Source organism: Pseudomonas sp. Z3-6 (assembly GCF_051131985.1).
In the GTDB taxonomy this organism is placed as follows: Bacteria; Pseudomonadota; Gammaproteobacteria; order Pseudomonadales; family Pseudomonadaceae; genus Aquipseudomonas; species Aquipseudomonas zanjanensis.
The window spans coordinates 6047794-6064353 of the sequence record NZ_CP071644.1 but is presented as its reverse complement, the minus strand read 5'-3'; the positions used below and the strand labels follow the sequence as shown (position 1 = coordinate 6064353).

Annotated in this window: 8 protein-coding genes; 4 read left to right on the top strand and 4 right to left on the bottom strand. The window is 56.9% G+C overall.

Annotated elements, in window-relative coordinates:
- The first annotated feature begins 98 nt into the window (after positions 1-98).
- Entirely contained in the window at positions 99-3221 is a 3123-nt protein-coding gene (locus tag J3P88_RS26325; RefSeq protein ID WP_434572474.1) for a type I restriction endonuclease subunit R, read from the top strand.
- Positions 3222-3515: 294 nt separating this feature from the next.
- Here J3P88_RS26325 and J3P88_RS26320 read toward each other — a convergent pair whose 3' ends face one another.
- The 3 genes from J3P88_RS26320 to J3P88_RS26310 all read right to left on the bottom strand — a co-directional run bounded on the left by J3P88_RS26320 (position 3516) and on the right by J3P88_RS26310 (position 6625).
- Complete coding sequence (locus tag J3P88_RS26320) at positions 3516-5384, bottom strand: UvrD-helicase domain-containing protein (protein ID WP_434572472.1); 1869 nt, start codon at positions 5382-5384, stop codon at positions 3516-3518.
- Between the two features lie 362 nt (positions 5385-5746).
- The gene (gene radC, locus J3P88_RS26315) at positions 5747-6244 is read right to left on the bottom strand and encodes a RadC family protein (protein WP_434572470.1); all 498 of its coding nucleotides are present in this window, start codon (positions 6242-6244) and stop codon (positions 5747-5749) included.
- Between the two features lie 51 nt (positions 6245-6295).
- Positions 6296-6625 (bottom strand): hypothetical protein, encoded by a 330-nt coding sequence (locus tag J3P88_RS26310; protein ID WP_434572469.1) that lies wholly within the window; start codon positions 6623-6625, stop codon positions 6296-6298.
- A gap of 524 nt (positions 6626-7149) precedes the next feature.
- Between J3P88_RS26310 and recC the strand changes: the two genes are divergently transcribed.
- The 3 genes from recC to recD are packed head-to-tail and all read left to right on the top strand — an operon-like array spanning position 7150 to position 16396.
- A complete protein-coding gene (recC, locus tag J3P88_RS26305) occupies positions 7150-10632 on the top strand; it encodes an exodeoxyribonuclease V subunit gamma (protein WP_434572467.1) in 3483 nt (1160 codons plus the stop codon).
- On the top strand, positions 10629-14306 hold the full coding sequence (gene recB, locus J3P88_RS26300; RefSeq protein ID WP_434572465.1) for an exodeoxyribonuclease V subunit beta: 3678 nt from the start codon (positions 10629-10631) through the stop codon (positions 14304-14306). The genes recC and recB overlap by 4 nt, the downstream gene beginning before the upstream one ends.
- Positions 14303-16396, top strand: coding sequence for an exodeoxyribonuclease V subunit alpha (recD, locus tag J3P88_RS26295; RefSeq protein ID WP_434572463.1), 2094 nt, complete (start codon positions 14303-14305; stop codon positions 16394-16396). Before recB ends, recD begins: the two co-directional genes overlap by 4 nt.
- Here the strand turns inward: recD and J3P88_RS26290 are convergent.
- Complete coding sequence (locus J3P88_RS26290; RefSeq protein WP_017528830.1) at positions 16384-16548, bottom strand: hypothetical protein; 165 nt, start codon at positions 16546-16548, stop codon at positions 16384-16386. The genes recD and J3P88_RS26290 overlap by 13 nt on opposite strands.
- Positions 16549-16560: the final 12 nt, after the last annotated feature.

The window sequence follows — 16560 nt, the reverse complement described above, 5'->3', positions numbered from 1 at the left end:
ATCGACCGATCGAGAGCATAAGAGACTTATAGCCGAGAACCTATTTTTTCAGCGGCTTGCTGCCAAAGTGGGAAGATTAAAAAGGAATTGATGCCGTAATGACCGAAGATCAACTGGAACAGGAAACCCTCGGCTGGCTGACAGAGGTGGGCTACACCCATCTGTACGGGCCGACCATCGCCTATGATGGCGAGAGTCCAGAGCGTGACAACTACCGTCAGGTGGTCCTGACCGGGCGCCTGCGCAGCGCCATGGCCAAGCTCAATCCCATGGTGCCACTGGCCGCGCGTGAAGATGCCCTCAAGCAGGTGCTTGAGCTGGGCTTGCCGGTACAACTGTCGGCCAACCGCTTGTTCCATCGTCTGTTGGTCAGCGGCGTACCGGTTCAGTACCAAAAAGATGGCGAGACACGTGGCGACTTCGTCCGCCTGATCGACTGGGCAGACGTTAAGGCTAACGACTGGCTGGCCATCAATCAGTTCAGCATACTAGGACCGAAACATACCCGGCGTCCTGACATCATCCTGTTCGTCAACGGCTTGCCATTGGTGTTGCTGGAGTTGAAAAATCCAGCGGATGTGAAGGCCGACCTGGGCAAAGCCTTCGATCAGATTCAGACCTACAAGGAACAGATCCCGGATCTGTTCCAGTACAACGAAATTCTGGTGATTACTGATGGTAGCGAAGCCCGCATGGGCTCGTTGTCAGCAGATGCCGAGCGCTTCATGAGCTGGCGAACCATTGACGGCGAGACTCTCGATCCGTTGGGGCAGTTCAATGAACTTGAAACTTTGGTGCGCGGTGCATTGGCGCCTGAGATGCTGCTCGACTACCTGCGCTACTTTGTGTTGTTCGAAGATGACGGCCGACTGGTGAAGAAGATTGCCGGTTATCACCAATTCCACGCCGTGCGCGCTGCCATTCAGCAGGTGGTCACTGCCTCGCGTCCCGGCGGCAACCATAAAGGCGGGGTGGTCTGGCACACCCAGGGCTCGGGCAAGAGCATCACCATGACGTGCTTCGCCGCCCGGGTAATGCAGGAAGCGGCGATGGAGAACCCAACCATTGTGGTGATCACCGATCGTAACGACCTGGATGGCCAGTTGTTCGGGGTGTTTTCGCTGTCTCAGGATCTACTGCGCGAGCAGCCCGTTCAAGTTGAATCACGAGGTGATTTGCGCACCAAGCTGGCCAACCGACCTAGTGGCGGTATTGTATTTGCCACTATCCAGAAGTTCATGCCAGGGGTTGATGAAGATAGCTTCCCAGTACTGTCCCTGCGTCCAAACATCGTCGTCATCGCCGACGAAGCCCATCGCACTCAATATGGATTCAATGCTGAACTGAAAGCGCCAACTGGGCTTCAGGCAGCAGAGAGCCAAGCCCGTTATCAGGTTGGCTATGCCCAGCATTTGCGTGATGCGCTACCCAATGCCACCTTCGTGGCTTTTACCGGCACTCCGGTATCCAGCGAAGACCGTGACACACGCTCGGTCTTCGGTGAATACATTCATGTCTACGACATGCAACAGGCCACTGAAGACGGCGCAACAGTCGCCATCTACTACGAATCGCGGCTGGCTAAATTGTCGTTGAAAGACAGTGAGCTGCCGGCCATTGACGATCAGGTCGATGAACTGGCAGAAGATGAAGAGGATGACCAACAGTCGCGTCTGAAAAGCCGTTGGGCCGCACTGGAAAAGGTGGTCGGGGCCGAGCCTCGGATCCACAGCGTGGCGGCAGATCTTGTCGCGCATTTTGAGGAGCGTAATCAGGGCCTGGTAAGCATGGGGCAGATGCCCGGTAAAGCCATGTTGGTGGCCATGAGCCGCGAGATTTGCGTGCACCTGTACAACGAGATCATCGCCCTGCGTCCAGAATGGCACGACGAAGACCCGGAAAAAGGCGCGATCAAGATCGTCATGACCGGTAGTGCCTCGGACAAGGCTTTGTTGCGGCCGCATATCTATTCTGGACAACAAAAAAAACGTCTGGAAAAACGCTTTAAGGATCCGCTCGATCCGCTCAAGTTAGTCATCGTCCGTGATATGTGGCTGACCGGCTTTGATGCACCCTGCGTCCACACCTTGTACGTGGATAAGCCAATGAAGGGCCATAACCTGATGCAGGCCATTGCCCGGGTTAACCGTGTCTTCAAGGACAAGCAAGGTGGCCTGGTGGTGGATTACATCGGTATCGCCAATGAGCTGAAAGCAGCGCTCAAGGAGTACACCGGTAGTAAGGGCAAAGGGCGGCCGACAGTGGACGCTCATGAAGCCTATTCAGTGCTGGAGGAGAAACTAGATGTCCTACGCAGCCTGCTGCATGGCTTCGATTACAGCGACTTCCTAACCGGCGGCCATAAGCTGCTCGCCGGGGCAGCCAACCATGTGCTGGGCCTGGAAGACGGTAAGAAGCGTTTTGCTGACAGCGCGCTGGCCATGAGCAAGGCCTTTACCCTGTGTTGCACCTTGGATGAAGCCAAGGCAGTGCGCGAGGAGGTGGCGTTCTTCCAGGCGATCAAGGTGATCTTGATCAAGCGTGAAGTCAGTCAGCAGAAAAAGACCGACGAAGAGCGCGAATTGGCCATTCGCCAGATCATCGGCAATGCGGTGGTCTCTGGCGACGTGGTGGACATCTTCGAGGCGGTGGGCTTGGACAAGCCCAATATCGGCCTGCTCGACGACGCGTTTCTCGCCGAAGTGCGCAATCTTCCAGAGAAGAACCTGGCGGTAGAGCTGTTGGAGCGTTTGCTCGAAGGCGAAATCAAGAGCCGTTACAGCACCAACCTCGCCCAGGAGAAGAAGTTCTCCGAGCTACTGGCCAATGTGATCAAGCGCTATCAAAACCGCTCTATTGAAACCGCTCAGGTCATCGAAGAACTGATCGAAATGGCCAAGAAGTTCGCCGCGGCTAGCAAGCGCGGTGATGAGTTGGGGCTCAACGATGACGAGCTGGCGTTTTACGATGCCTTGGCCAATAACGAGTCCTCGGTGCGCGAGCTGGGCGACGAGATCCTGGCCAAAATTGCCCACGAGCTGACCGCCAGCCTGCGGGCTAACGTCAGTGTTGATTGGAGCAGCCGTGAAAGCGTGAAGGCCAAACTTCGCATCCTGGTGCGACGGATTCTGCGCAAGTACAAGTATCCGCCGGATCAAGCCGAGGAAGCGGCGCAGTTGGTGCTCAATCAGGCAGAAACGCTTTGCGAGGCATGGTTGTAGCGGACTTAGCGAATTTCCGTACGGTGCGCGACCTGGCGGTCGAAACTTAATCTCTGGCACTTCCTGGCCGAAGCGAGCAGATCATGGGAAATGGGATTCGTTGGGAAATTCCCGCAGAGGAGTTTTAGATGAAGGAATGACTGCAAGTCGCAAGGATAGAATCTATTCAATAGTTTGTATCAGCGTAGCACGCACATTTCAGTGGGGGTGGCAGGTCACTGCCATTCCTACCTCGACCAGTTGGATCTAAACGGGGAGTTGTATCGATTGGATGACTATTTACCCCTCCTTGGGTCAATGTCTTATTTCCCGATTGGCCACTAGTCCCCCAACAGCATGGTCTGGGAAATTTTCTCCGAAACTGTTCAGTTCAGGCGCGGAACAAACGACCGTCAGCCAGCTTCCTTCTTGGCTCCGCTTCAGCCGCGTCAGGCCTGCATAGACTAGCGCCAAGCTTTGCGCATTTGCAGCTTCTGTCACATAGACGACGAGTAGGCGAGATTCCCATCCCTTGAAGCTATGCAAGGTGGTTGCCTTGATCTTGGCATCGCCCATGTAAAAGCCCATCTTCCTGCGGCGATGGTCAGAACCAAACGTATCAACAGCCCGAATATTGTATTCATTGAGACGACTAACCACCTCGGCGCCAGATGCCATATTTCCGGTCAGCATGGTGATGTCAGCATTGGCCAAACCGTTCTTTCCGGTCTGATGCATCAAGGCGAGGATTTCGTCCGAACAAACCACCATGGCATTCCCCGGGCTACATTGCACCCACCGAAGGTGGCACGGATACAGATCAAGTGATCCTTGCTCTGGCTGCGGTAAATCGACGACATCTTCAGGAAGGAACATCTCCGCAAAACTTCGTGCAAGGTTCAGCGCATCTGGCGGCAATCTGTAGCTGACACTGAGCTGCGCCCAGCGTCCCCCTGGGAAACCGGCTCCCTTCATCACGTCATCTGTCCACGCTTTAGCAGTGCCGTAAATGTCTTGCGTCGCATCTGCGACCAAGAGCATTTCTCCGCTCGGTTTGCAGGCCTTGCGCAATACATCCCACCACAGCGGGCGATAATCCTGCCCTTCGTCAACTAGAATGGCATCGTATCTTGAAGCTCTTGGCTGCATGACACCTTCTACTGCCAAAAGTGGCAATCCGGTGTTCAGAACATCCTCTCGGCCATTGGCCCACAGAGCGTCATACCTCTCTTCCCATCCTGCTTCATAGCAGACGTGTTTGCACCACAAATGGAAGTGAGTGAACCGAACATTCCTTATCCGTTCTGGTGCATCCAGGTCGCGAACGATGAGGTCACGTAAATAATGCCAAAGCGTGATGTTGAACGTAGCGACCAGTACAGACTTGCCTTCGTTAGCAAGCCTCGCGGCACGCGCCGCAAGCACTAGTGACTTCCCCGAACCTGCCGGCCCTTTGATCCGACGATAGCCAGATTCCGTGCGAGTTTCGGCTAAAGACCGCTGGTTACGATCCAAGGTCAGAGGCACCCTCTGCGTTGATGAGAAGTCCGGCTCGACAAGCCAACCGCGTAGATCTTTGGCCAAATTTTCTGACATGAGGAAGGAGTGGCTGCGGCTGGCTTCGGGGAACACCAGCTCCATATTTCCTGTCGAAATTTCGCTGGAACCGCTGACTGGTTGATATTTTGCGTGATCGTCACCTTGCTTAGTCTTTAAGAAAGGAGACAGGAGGCCTTTGACCTGTTCCGCTCGTGCGAAAGGGAAGATGACCCCCGCGGTAATGGTTGCCCATCCTCTCTCTGACTGAATACGTGGGCAGTAAAGGTCAAAAATCTCTTTCTTATAAAGGTTTACCTTGGTGACAGGATTCTCGCTCTGGAGGCAGAACGTTTTGCCGTCCTTCTCAGCCCAGAGCGTCGGATGTCCCCATTCATCCAACTTTGTGAAGTACCTCATGGCATTCAGGTTCCAGTCTTTTACCTCGAACACCGCGATGCCAACCTTCGGATTCAACAGAACGAAATCCGGGCGCAAGCCATTCAAATGGGGCTGAATGTAAATCTCCCAATCGGACGTAAGAATCTGGTTGAACATCTGAAAAACCTGTTGCTCGCCTGCGGTCAGTGCCTGCCTTAATTTGGCGTGCTCAGCCAAGGGCGGATGGATCACTCTTTCATTAGACATTTAGATCATTCTTCCCTGAGAACTCACTCTGCTTGCAAGTGAGGCAGCCTTTTAGGTTTTATGGAGTTATTTCTGAAAGCAATTTTCAACTTTGAGAGCAGCTGCTTTCTTTAGGTTGTTCAATACACATCGAGGCTGGGACACCCCCAGCTTAATCGTCTCTTCCGTAGCATCATGATCGCGCCAGCACAATCGACGGTTTTTTACAGTAGCCTAACCTGGATTGTCTCCAACCATGGCTTTGGCTGCAGCCGGAGCAAAGTTCAGGGGTGGATTCAGACAAAAAATTAAGTGAGAGCTAAGCGTGCCGATAGCCCCTCGGCATCGGCCAAGGGAGTCTATCGGATGCAGTGACCTCGGAGTTACAGATAACCCCGTTCTGCCAACGACACGCAACTTTCATGACCCACTACCACATGATCCAATATCTGAGTACCAATCAAGTTGAGGGCGTTCTTGAGGGTAGTGGTAAGGGTATGATCGGCTTGGCTTGGCTCCGGGTCACCGGAGGGATGGTTATGAACCAGAATTACGGCCGCGGCGTTGTGCTCTAGGGCGATCTTGACCACTTCCCTTGGATACACGTTGGCACCATCCAGCGTGCCTAGGAATAGCTCCCTGAAACCAATCACCCGGTGTTTGGTATCGAGCAGCAGTAATGCAAAGATTTCGTGCTCGTGGTACCGCAGCAGTGTTTGCAGGTGGCTGAAGACCTGCTTCGGCTCAGTCAGTGCCCGACCTTTAGCCAGGCGACTCATCGCCAGTTGTTGTGCCATCTGCAGGATGTCAGCTTCGGTGACAGGGGAGTCCATGACATAGGTACCCGTAGTTTCACCGGCTATGAGCTTGTGATATTTCATGCGGATATTCCTGTACGAGTGCGTGAGAACGGAGGGGGATTGAGTAACGACTTAACGGTTGATGCTGAAGCTGTAACCGCATTCCAGGCACTGATAGTTATCCAGCACCCTGTCATCAATCTGTTCACCCAGCGTGGCCCCAGCGGTCCCGCCGGCAGCACCACCAAACAGCCCTCCAAGTATGGCGCCAGCGATACTGCCCACAGCGATCCCAACAGGTCCGCCGACTATGCCGAGTACTGCACCGGCTTCCGCTCCCGACAGGGCTCCGGCGGCCCCGCTGACTGCACCGCCTGCAGCGCCAATCAAACCACCTGTTTGCTTACCGATATTTTTCGTTACGACACGTCCAGAGTTACAGCTAGGGCAAGGGGTATGCATATGTAAATCCTCTCAACTGATGAGCGTACTGAGCCAAAGAAGCAGGCACGCCAAAATCCCTGCCGCAGTTGATGCGGTGGGCATTCACAGAGGTGATATAGGTTTGAATTTTTTTTGAATGAGATTTTGACCAATTCGGAGAGTTGTTTGCCCCGAAAAAGTCATCTAGGAGCTGATGATCTACGAGAGACTTTGGATATTTTGAGCCGTTTCATTTGAGCATCACTTGCCGTTGGTGGAATTGGGTACTCGGCCGGGGACTGTCAATAAACAGCACAGATTTCTCCGCCTTTTAATTTCTTTCTAACTGTCGTCTCAGCAGAAACGGTTGGGTATGTGCGTGAGAAGTTGACCTGTGCAAACACCCAGCATTTGCTCTCCTCCTTGGGCAACCTATGCTCGGCTCCTGTGGATGGTTGTGCTGACCTTCTTCGGGCTGGTGGCGTGTAACCATATCGTTTTAAAGTGATGGCCTTTTGCTGCTCTGTACCACAGAGCTGCGTATTCAGATCTGAGGGTGGCGTATGCAGGATACGGACTCGTTGAAGCCCGGCTTCATGATTATTCACGGCAATCGCTTGGACGATTTGCGTGAGCTAGCGGTGAGCTGGATGCAGCGCTCCCCTTTGGCCCCGCTGGAAAACGAAGTCGTGCTGGTACACAGCAACGGCATTGCTCAATGGTTGAAGCTGGCGCTGGCCGAAGATCCTGAAAACGGTGGCTGCGGTATTGCAGCAGCGTTGGATGTGCAACTTCCTGCTCGCTTTTTGTGGCAGGCCTACCGGTCTGTCTTGGGGGCAGAAACAACACCCGAGTCTTCGCCGCTGGACAAGACTGCACTGAGTTGGCGGCTAATGCGTTTGTTGCCTCAATTGCTCGACAAAACCCATTTCAGCAGCTTGCGGCGTTTCCTCCAGGGGGATGACGATCAGCGCAAGCTCCATCAGCTTTCCGAGCGGCTGGCGGACCTGTTTGATCAGTATCAGGTCTATCGCGCCGACTGGCTGGAGGACTGGGCGGCCGGGAGGGATCAGCTAAAGCACATCAAAGGTGGTTTGAAGCCGCTGGATGCCGACAACCTGTGGCAAGCAGAGCTGTGGCGTGAAGTGCTGGCGGATGTTGGCGAGGGTGCGCTTGAGCAGAGCCGCGCCGGTGTTCACAAGCGCTTTATCGCACACCTGCGTGAAGCAGCGCAGGCCCCGAATGGTTTGCCTCGGCGTGTGGTGGTGTTTGGCATTTCGTCTATGCCGGCGCAGGTTCTGGAAGCCCTGGCCATGCTCTCGCGCTACAGCCAGGTGTTGCTGTGTGTGCACAACCCTTGTCGCCATCATTGGGGCGATATCGTCGCTGATAAGGAGTTGCTGGGGCATACCTATCGCCGTCAGCCGAACAGAAGTGTTCCCACGGCAGCGAATCAACATGGCCAGCCATTGCTTGCCGCATGGGGCAAACAAGGTCGCGACTACATCAACCTGCTCGACCACTATGACGAGCCCGCCAGTTACCGGCACTTGTTCGACGGCCTCAATGGCGGGCGTATCGATCTGTTCAACGACGAGCGACCTTCCAGCCTGCTGGGCCAATTGCAAAGCGACATTCTTGAATTGCGTCCGTTGGCGGAAACTCGCGAAGTCTGGGGGCCTGTCGACGTGGCACAGGATCGTTCTGTGCGCTTTCACGTGGTCCACAGTGCGCAACGTGAAGTGGAAGTGCTGCACGATCAGTTGCTTGCTCGTTTCAGTGCCAATCCAGAGCTAAGCCCGCGTGATGTGATTGTGATGGTGCCAGACATCAATGCGTATGCACCGCATATCGAGGCCGTGTTCGGTCAGGTGCCGCGTCATGACCCTCGTTATCTGCCTTTTACCCTGGCCGACCAGGGGCAGCGAGGGCGTCAGCCGTTGCTGATTGCCCTCGAACACCTGCTTGAACTGCCGCAAAGCCGCTTTGCAGTGAGCGATATTCTCGACCTGCTGGACGTACCGGCGCTGCGGGCGCGCTTCGGTATCAAGGAAGCGGATGTGCCGATCCTGCAACGCTGGATCGACGGTGCCGGTGTGCGCTGGGGACTCGATGCGCAGCAGCGCGAGAGCCTGGACATGCCGGCGGGCCTGGAGCAAAACACCTGGCGCTTCGGGATGCGTCGCATGTTGCTGGGCTACGCGGCCGGCCAGGGGCCTGAGCTGAATGGCATCGAACCGTACGATGAAGTTTCGGGACTGGAAGCCGCATTGGCGGGGCCACTGTTGACCTTGCTCGACCACCTGGAAGTTGCCCGCGAAGACCTGCAACAGCCAGCCACACCGGTACTCTGGGTTGAGCGTCTGCAATCGCTGCTGAAAGTGTTCTTCCGCCCGGTGGGTGATGGCGAAGAGTTGTTGGTCAACCAATTGCTGAAGTTGCTCGACGACTGGTTGCGCACATGTGAGTTCGCGCAGTTCGACGAACCGCTGCCGTTGTGTGTGATGCATGAAACCTGGATGGCCGGCATTGAAGAGGGCGGCTTGTCCCAACGGTTTCTTGCCGGTGCAGTGAACTTCTGCACGCTGATGCCGATGCGTGCCATTCCATTCAAGGTGGTGTGCCTGCTGGGCATGAACGATGGCGACTACCCGCGCCAACAACCGCCTGTAGATTTTGATCTGATGCGCAACGATTACCGTCCGGGCGATCGCTCGCGGCGCGAGGATGATCGTTACCTGTTGCTTGAGGCGCTGTTATCGGCCCGGGAACAACTGTACGTCAGTTGGGTCGGTCGCAATATTCGCGACAACAGCGAGCGCGTACCTTCGGTATTGATCGGTCAACTGCGCGATCATCTGGCCAGTGGCTGGCGTTTGGCGCAGCCCGAAGCGACGCCTGATGCGCTGCTCCATGCATTGACTCAGGAACATCCGCTCCAACCTTTCAGCCCTGCCTACTTTGCCGATAAGCCCGGGCCCGACGGGCTGTTCACATATTCTCACGAGTGGCGCGAAGTGCATGATTCACAAGCCGGGCAACCATCGGCCGGTTTGTTGCCAGCGCTCGCTCAAGACACGCCGTTGACCCTGCGCCAACTGGCCGGGTTTGTCCGTGATCCCGTCGGGGCATTCTTCCAGCAACGGCTCAAGGTCAATTTCGACAATGACGAATTGACCAGCCGCGACGACGAAACCTTTCAGCTCGACGGCCTCGAAAACTGGCAGCACCAGGACCGGCTCAGCCAGGCGCTCAAGCGCTGGGTTGAAGAAGATTACCGGCCCGAGAACGCGGTGGCCGAGCTCGATCGGCACGTTCAGCGATTGCAGCGCGAAGGCAAGTTGCCGCTGGGTGGCTTCGGAACCTTGAGCGCATCGGCATTGGCCGAGCCTCTACCGGACATGCTGGAGCGTTACCACGCGCAGCTGCAGGCATGGCCTGAAATCGAGGACGGCCAGACTGCCGCAACGATTGCCGCGTGCGAACCGACACCGGGATTGAATGACTGGTTGGGCGGCATTCGCTGTAATGCCCAAGGTGAGCGGGTGTACTTGCAACTCGACAGCAAGAAACTGTGCAACGACGACAGTTGGCGCTGGCACAACCTGGTTCGACCCTGGGTGCGACATCTGGCGTTGCAGTTGAGCGGTTCGGGCTGCACCACGATTCTGGTCAGTTTGAACGGTGATGTGGTGTTCCGGCCAATGCCCGCGCAAGAGGCGCAGGCGCAGTTGCTATCGCTGCTCGACGCCTGGGTGGCGGGCATGCGTGAACCGCTGCCGGTCGCCTGCAAAAGCGCATTCGCATGGCTTGAGGAAGCGGGGGCGGATGGCGAAGACAAAGACGCGGCCTCGGACAAGGCCCGTGAGACATTCGAGGGTGGCTACAAGCGCACCGGAGAAGCAGAGAGCTCCTTCGCCTTGCGCCGCGCCTACGCGGACTTTGACCAGCTATGTGCTTGCGGTGATTTTGGCACATGGTCCAAGCGGTTGTATGGCGGACTGTTCAAACACCTTTCTTCCAGCCACGCAGGGAGCAACCAATGAGCCCAGTTAATCTCAACTCCCTGGACTTTCCATTGCATGGCAGCCGATTGATCGAGGCCAGTGCCGGCACGGGAAAAACCTTCACGATCGCTTTGCTTTATGTGCGTCTGGTGCTGGGGCATGGCGGCGAAAACGCATTCAAGACACCGCTTACTCCGCCGCAAATCCTGGTGGTGACGTTTACGGACGCCGCCACCCAGGAACTGCGCGACCGTATTCGTGCGCGCTTGACCGAAGCGGCGCAGTGCTTTCTGGAACCGGATCGCAAACATGACAAGTTGCTGCAGCAACTGCGTGACGAGTACCCAACGGAGCAGTGGCCTGACTGCGCTCGACGCTTGCAATTGGCCGGGGAGTGGATGGATGAGGCCGCCGTCTCGACCATTCACGGCTGGTGTTATCGGATGCTGCGTGAGCATGCCTTCGACAGTGGCAGCCTGTTCACCCAGACACTGGAAACCGACCAGAGCGAGTTACTGGCCGAGGTGGTCAGGGATTATTGGCGCCGGCATTTCTATGAGTTGCCGGTGGAGCAGGCGCGATCGATCGGTGATTGTTTCAAAAGCCCTCAGGAGCTGGGGGATGCGCTCGGTTCGTTGCTGACACGCCGGGACGCGACTTATCAATACAAAACCCAGCCTCTTGAAGCGCCCGGGTCTTTGCAGGCATTACTCCAGGAACCGGGTGAATGGTACGGAACAGTCGGCGAACTGGAGCGTAATGCTCGCCAGTTGTGGGTACAGCATCAGGTCGACCTAGAGGCCTTACTGCAAAGTGTTCGGGCCCGGATGCATGGAGGTACCTATAGGGGGGCAGACCAGGATGATGTATTCAATGGCTACTTGCGCGACTTGGAGCGGTGGAGTCGGGGGCAACCTGCACCTGAAAAAATAAAAGCGTTCAGTCAATCCGGCTTGAGGCTCACCGGTAAAGACAAGGTTCCCCAGCATGAGGCGCTACAGGCCATTGATGCCTGGCTGGAAAAACGTAACTCCAAGGTTGATATCAGGGCGCAGGTGCTGCTGCATGCCTTGCATGAAGTGCATGAGCGCTTCGATGAAGAAAAGCGCCGCCGAGCTGAAATCGGATTCGACGACCTGCTCAATCGCCTTGACCACGCCTTGCAGAGCTCGTCCGGCCCTCGTCTGGCCGAGACCATTCGCAAGCAGTACCCGGTTGCTCTGATCGATGAGTTCCAGGACACCGACCCGGTTCAATACCGGATCTTTGAAACCATCTACCGCATCTGCGAGAACCTGGAAGACTGCGGGCTGTTCCTGATCGGCGACCCGAAACAGGCGATTTACTCCTTCCGCGGCGCGGATATCTACACTTATCTGCAGGCGCGAGAGGCCACGGCTGGCCGTCATTACACGCTGGGCACCAATTATCGCTCCACCCAGGCGATGGTCGATGCAGCCAACCACTGCTTCGAGTTCGCCGAATCACAGCCGCGTGGAGCGTTTCGTTTTGCCAAGGAAGACCAGGGCAATCCGGTGCCGTTCAACACCGTACAAGCCAACGGGCGCGACGATATTTTGCAGATCAACGGCACGGATCAACCGGCCCTGACGTTCTGGCATCTGGAAACCCAGGGCGTAATCAATAACGCCACGTACTTGCGCAAAGCCGCTGAAGCCTCGGCATCGGCGATTCAGGCCTGGCTCGATCCCGCTGCAATCAAACGGTCCGGTTTGCTGAACGACAAGGGTGAATTCATCGCCTTGCGGCCCGCCGATATCGCCATTCTGGTGCGCAATCGCAAGGAAGCCGAAGCCATCCGCAAAGCCCTGGCGCAGCGCCAACTGGCCAGCGTCTATCTCTCTGACAGGGACTCGGTCTTCGAAAGCGAGGAGGCCAAAGACCTGCTGTATATCCTGCGAGCCTGCGCTCAACCGACCAGCGATCGGCTGGTGCGAGCGGCGATGGCGACCCGTAGCATCGGGCTGCCATGGCAGACGCTGGAGCAATTGAACCAGGATGAGTTGTTCTGGGAGCAACAGGTGCTGTTGTTCAGGGATTTGCGTGTCTTGTGGCAGCAACAAGGTGTTCTGCCAATGCTGCGAAAGCTGCTGGCCACGTTCAAGGTGCCGGCCCGTTTGCTTGTGGAGGATCAGGGTGAACGTCGCCTGACCAACCTGTTGCATCTGGCCGAATGGTTGCAGCGCAGCGCTGCCGAACTCGATGGCGAGCATGCGCTGATCCGCCATCTGGCCGAGCAGGTCGATGGTCAGAGCGAAGAAGAAATTCTGCGTCTGGAAAGCGATTCGGACCTGATCAAGGTGATCACCGTGCACAAGTCCAAGGGCCTGGAATACCCCTTGGTGCTGCTGCCGTTTGCCTGTAGCGCAAGGGAGATCGATGGCAAAAGCAAAACCCCGCCGATGTTTCACGATGAAAATGATTCGTTGGTGATTGAGTTGGTAAAAGGAGATTCGGCAAAACCGGCACAAGCGCGGGCCAACGATGAGCGTATGGGAGAAGAGATGCGATTGCTCTACGTCGCCTTGACCCGAGCTCGTTACGCCACCTGGATTTGCATGGCAGCCCAAGCATCGGATCGCAGAAGTAAAACGACGCACTTGCACAAGACAGGCCTGGGTTACATGTTGGCAGGTGAGAAGCAGGTAACTCCCGATGAACTTCTCAGCGTGGTCGAGACTTTCGCAAAAAACTGCAATGACATAGCCGTGCGTGCAGCCCCTGTGCCGTCCGACGATGTGCATACGGCGCCAACGCCACCGTTGGTGGGGCCGGCATTGCGCCCCGTGCACAAGCTTGCGGCGAACTGGTGGATCGCCAGTTACTCGGCGTTGGCCATTGCCGACGGTAATGTCCTGATGGGGGCGCAGCCGGATGTCAATCTTGAGCCGGCGACCGCGCTGGAAGCCAACTTGCAGGAAGAGGACGAAGCTGAAGCCTTGCCTGCGGGGGCGGGGATTCACGGTTTCCCTCGGGGCGCAGGACCGGGCACCTTTCTGCACGGGCTGTTCGAATGGGCCGGCCGCGAAGGTTTTGCCAAGGCGGCTGGAGATCCGATCACCCTGCATAACACCGTTGCTCGACGCTGCAACCTGCGCGATTGGGAAACCTGGATCGAGCCACTGTCCACCTGGCTGGGCAGCTATCTGAATGCGCCACTGCGGTTCAATGGTACCCAGTGCCAGCTCTCGACCCTGAGCACCTATCAGGTCGAAATGGAGTTCTGGTTTTCCAGCCGGTCCGTGAACGTTCAGCGCCTTGATGCCCTGGTGCGCCAACACACATTGGGCGGTGCACCGCGCTCAGTGTTGGCTCCCAATGAGTTGAATGGCATGTTCAAAGGCTTCATCGACCTGACGTTTGAACATCAGGGTCGTTACTACGTGGCGGACTACAAATCCAACTGGCTGGGCAGCAACGACCAGGCCTACGACGCCGAGGCGATGGTCGAGACGATGCTGGACAAACGTTACGACCTGCAGCTGTGCCTGTACCTGCTGGCCCTGCATCGCCAGCTCAAGTTGCGCCTTGCGGGGTATGACTACGAACAGCACATGGGCGGGGCGGTGTACCTGTTCGTTCGTGGGCACCAGGCACCAACCCATGGTGTGCATTTCGAAAGGCCGCCACGGCAGTTGATTGAACAGCTTGACCAACTCTTCATGGGGCAACACGCGGAGGCCTGCGCATGAGCCAGACCCTAAAGGAACTCAGCAATAGCCAACGCAACGTTGACCAACCGCCGGTGCTCATTGCGAATGCCAGCACCACCCAACTGTTGCATCAAATCGACAATTGGGTGAGCCGTGGCTGGTTGCGCGCACTGGATCGCTCGTTCGCCACCTTCCTACTTGAACAGGACCCCCAGACCCGGGTCAGCGTTTTGCTGGCCGCCGCAATGACCAGTCATCAACTGGGGCGCGGGCATTCCTGCCTGGACCTGGTCGCTACCCTGCAAGCGCCTGACTTTGTGTTGTCGTTGCCTCCTGAAGGGGAGGAGGGCAGCCAGCTACCGTCACAATGGTTGCAGAACCTCGATATCGAGCAATGGCGCCAGACGTTGGCCCTGAGCCCGATGGTGGAGGACCGGGACGGGCAACAGCGCTTTCCTGAGCGACCAATGGTGCTGGCCGGGTCGCGCCTGTATTTGCGTCGCTACTGGAACTATGAGAGCAGTATTGCGCAGTCATTGAGCCGCCGCCTGAGCGTGGAAGCGATGACGCCGGTCAATTTTTCCAGTCGGCTTGATACCTTGTTTCCGCTCGCTTTCGTGGACAAGGGAGTACGTTGTAGCGATTGGCAGAAAATTGCCTGTGCACTGGCGGCGAGAGGTAATTTCAGTGTCATTACCGGCGGCCCCGGAACCGGCAAGACGACCTCTGTCGTGCGCCTGCTAGGGCTGCTGCAAACCCCGGCCGTGGACGAAGGAAAACCATTGCGGATCCGGCTTGCTGCTCCCACTGGCAAGGCGGCTGCACGCTTGTCCGAATCCATTGGCAAGGCCGTCCGTGAGCTGCCTGTCAGCGCCCCGGTGCAGGAGGCGATCCCGACGGATGTTTCCACATTGCACCGTCTGTTGGGCAGTCGACCGGATTCGCGCAACTTCATTCACCACCGGGATAAGCCACTGGAGCTGGACGTATTGGTGGTCGATGAAGCGTCGATGATTGACCTGGAAATGATGGCTTGCCTGCTCGATGCCTTGCCTCGCCAGGCCCGCTTGATCCTGCTGGGTGACAAGGATCAGTTGGCATCGGTGGATGCAGGCTCCGTGTTGGGCGACCTCTGCCGCAATGCTGAAGTCGGCGGCTATAGCGAGCAAACAGTGGCCTGGCTGGAAGCCCACAGTGGCGAGTCGGTCAGCGCTCCGCGATTGCAAACAGCCGTCGGTCTTGGCGATCCGCTGGCACAGCAGACTGTCATGCTGCGTTACTCCAGGCGTTTCGATTCCCAGCAAGGGATCGGGCGTCTGGCGAAGCTGGTCAATGAGAAAAACGCTGTTGAAGCACGAAACTTGCTGGATCAGCAATTACCTCAGTTGTTCAACCTCAAGTTGCGAGGCGAGCATGATGCCGCGCTCACTGAGTTGATTATCAACGGTCAAGGCGATGCCCCGGGTTACCGTCATTACCTTGAGCTGCTGCGAGACCTGCGACCTGCGAAAGACACTGCCTGGGACAGTGACCGCTGGGCCGATTGGGCTGGCAAGGTGCTGACTGCGTTCGATGAATTCCGCCTGCTGTGTGCGTTACGTCGCGGGCCTTGGGGGGTTGAGGGGCTGAACCAGCGAGTGGCAGCGCAATTGCGCCACTGTGAACTGCTGCCGGGTGAGCATGGCTGGTACGAAGGGCGGCCGGTTCTGGTCACCCGCAATGACTACAGCCTGAATTTGATGAATGGTGACATCGGTATCGCTTTCTGGGTGCCGGGACCCTCCGCGGAGCTCGTTCTGCGCGTGGCGTTCCCGCGAAACGATGGCAGCGGCGGAGTGCGTTTCGTGATGCCGAGTCGGTTGGTGGAGGTTGAGACCGTCTTCGCCATGACGGTGCACAAGTCCCAGGGTTCAGAGTTCAACCATACGGCTTTGGTGTTGCCCGATGCGCTGAACCCAGTGCTGACCAAGGAGCTGTTGTACACCGCCATCACTCGTGCCAAACAATGGTTCAGCCTAGTCGAAGCCAGCCCTGGCGTATTTGAAGGGGCGGTGAGTCGCAATGTGCAGCGAACCAGTGGGCTGGCGCTGCAACTGCAAGATGAGCTGGCAAAACTTCAACGCACCTGAGTGGGTGCGTTCAGGCATTTGTAGCCTGGGTACTGGGCTTCAGCGGTGACCTTTGCCATGGCAGAGGTCACCGCTTGAACCGTGATGGTGAAGTTGGCTTGGGGGCCGGCGGTGGCAACCACACGTTGCATGAAGGCTTTGTAGGTTTTCATGGCGCTGTCCTC

Excerpts from the sequence above, each read along its gene's own strand:
- recD (WP_434572463.1), top strand. The coding sequence starts at position 14,303 with ATGAGCCAGACCCTAAAGGAACTCAGCAATAGCCAACGCAACGTTGAC.
- recB (WP_434572465.1), top strand. The coding sequence starts at position 10,629 with ATGAGCCCAGTTAATCTCAACTCCCTGGACTTTCCATTGCATGGCAGC.
- J3P88_RS26320 (WP_434572472.1), bottom strand. The coding sequence starts at position 5,384 with ATGTCTAATGAAAGAGTGATCCATCCGCCCTTGGCTGAGCACGCCAAA.
- J3P88_RS26290 (WP_017528830.1), bottom strand. The coding sequence starts at position 16,548 with ATGAAAACCTACAAAGCCTTCATGCAACGTGTGGTTGCCACCGCCGGC.
- radC (WP_434572470.1), bottom strand. The coding sequence starts at position 6,244 with ATGAAATATCACAAGCTCATAGCCGGTGAAACTACGGGTACCTATGTC.
- J3P88_RS26325 (WP_434572474.1), top strand. The coding sequence starts at position 99 with ATGACCGAAGATCAACTGGAACAGGAAACCCTCGGCTGGCTGACAGAG.
- recC (WP_434572467.1), top strand. The coding sequence starts at position 7,150 with ATGCAGGATACGGACTCGTTGAAGCCCGGCTTCATGATTATTCACGGC.
- J3P88_RS26310 (WP_434572469.1), bottom strand. The coding sequence starts at position 6,625 with ATGCATACCCCTTGCCCTAGCTGTAACTCTGGACGTGTCGTAACGAAA.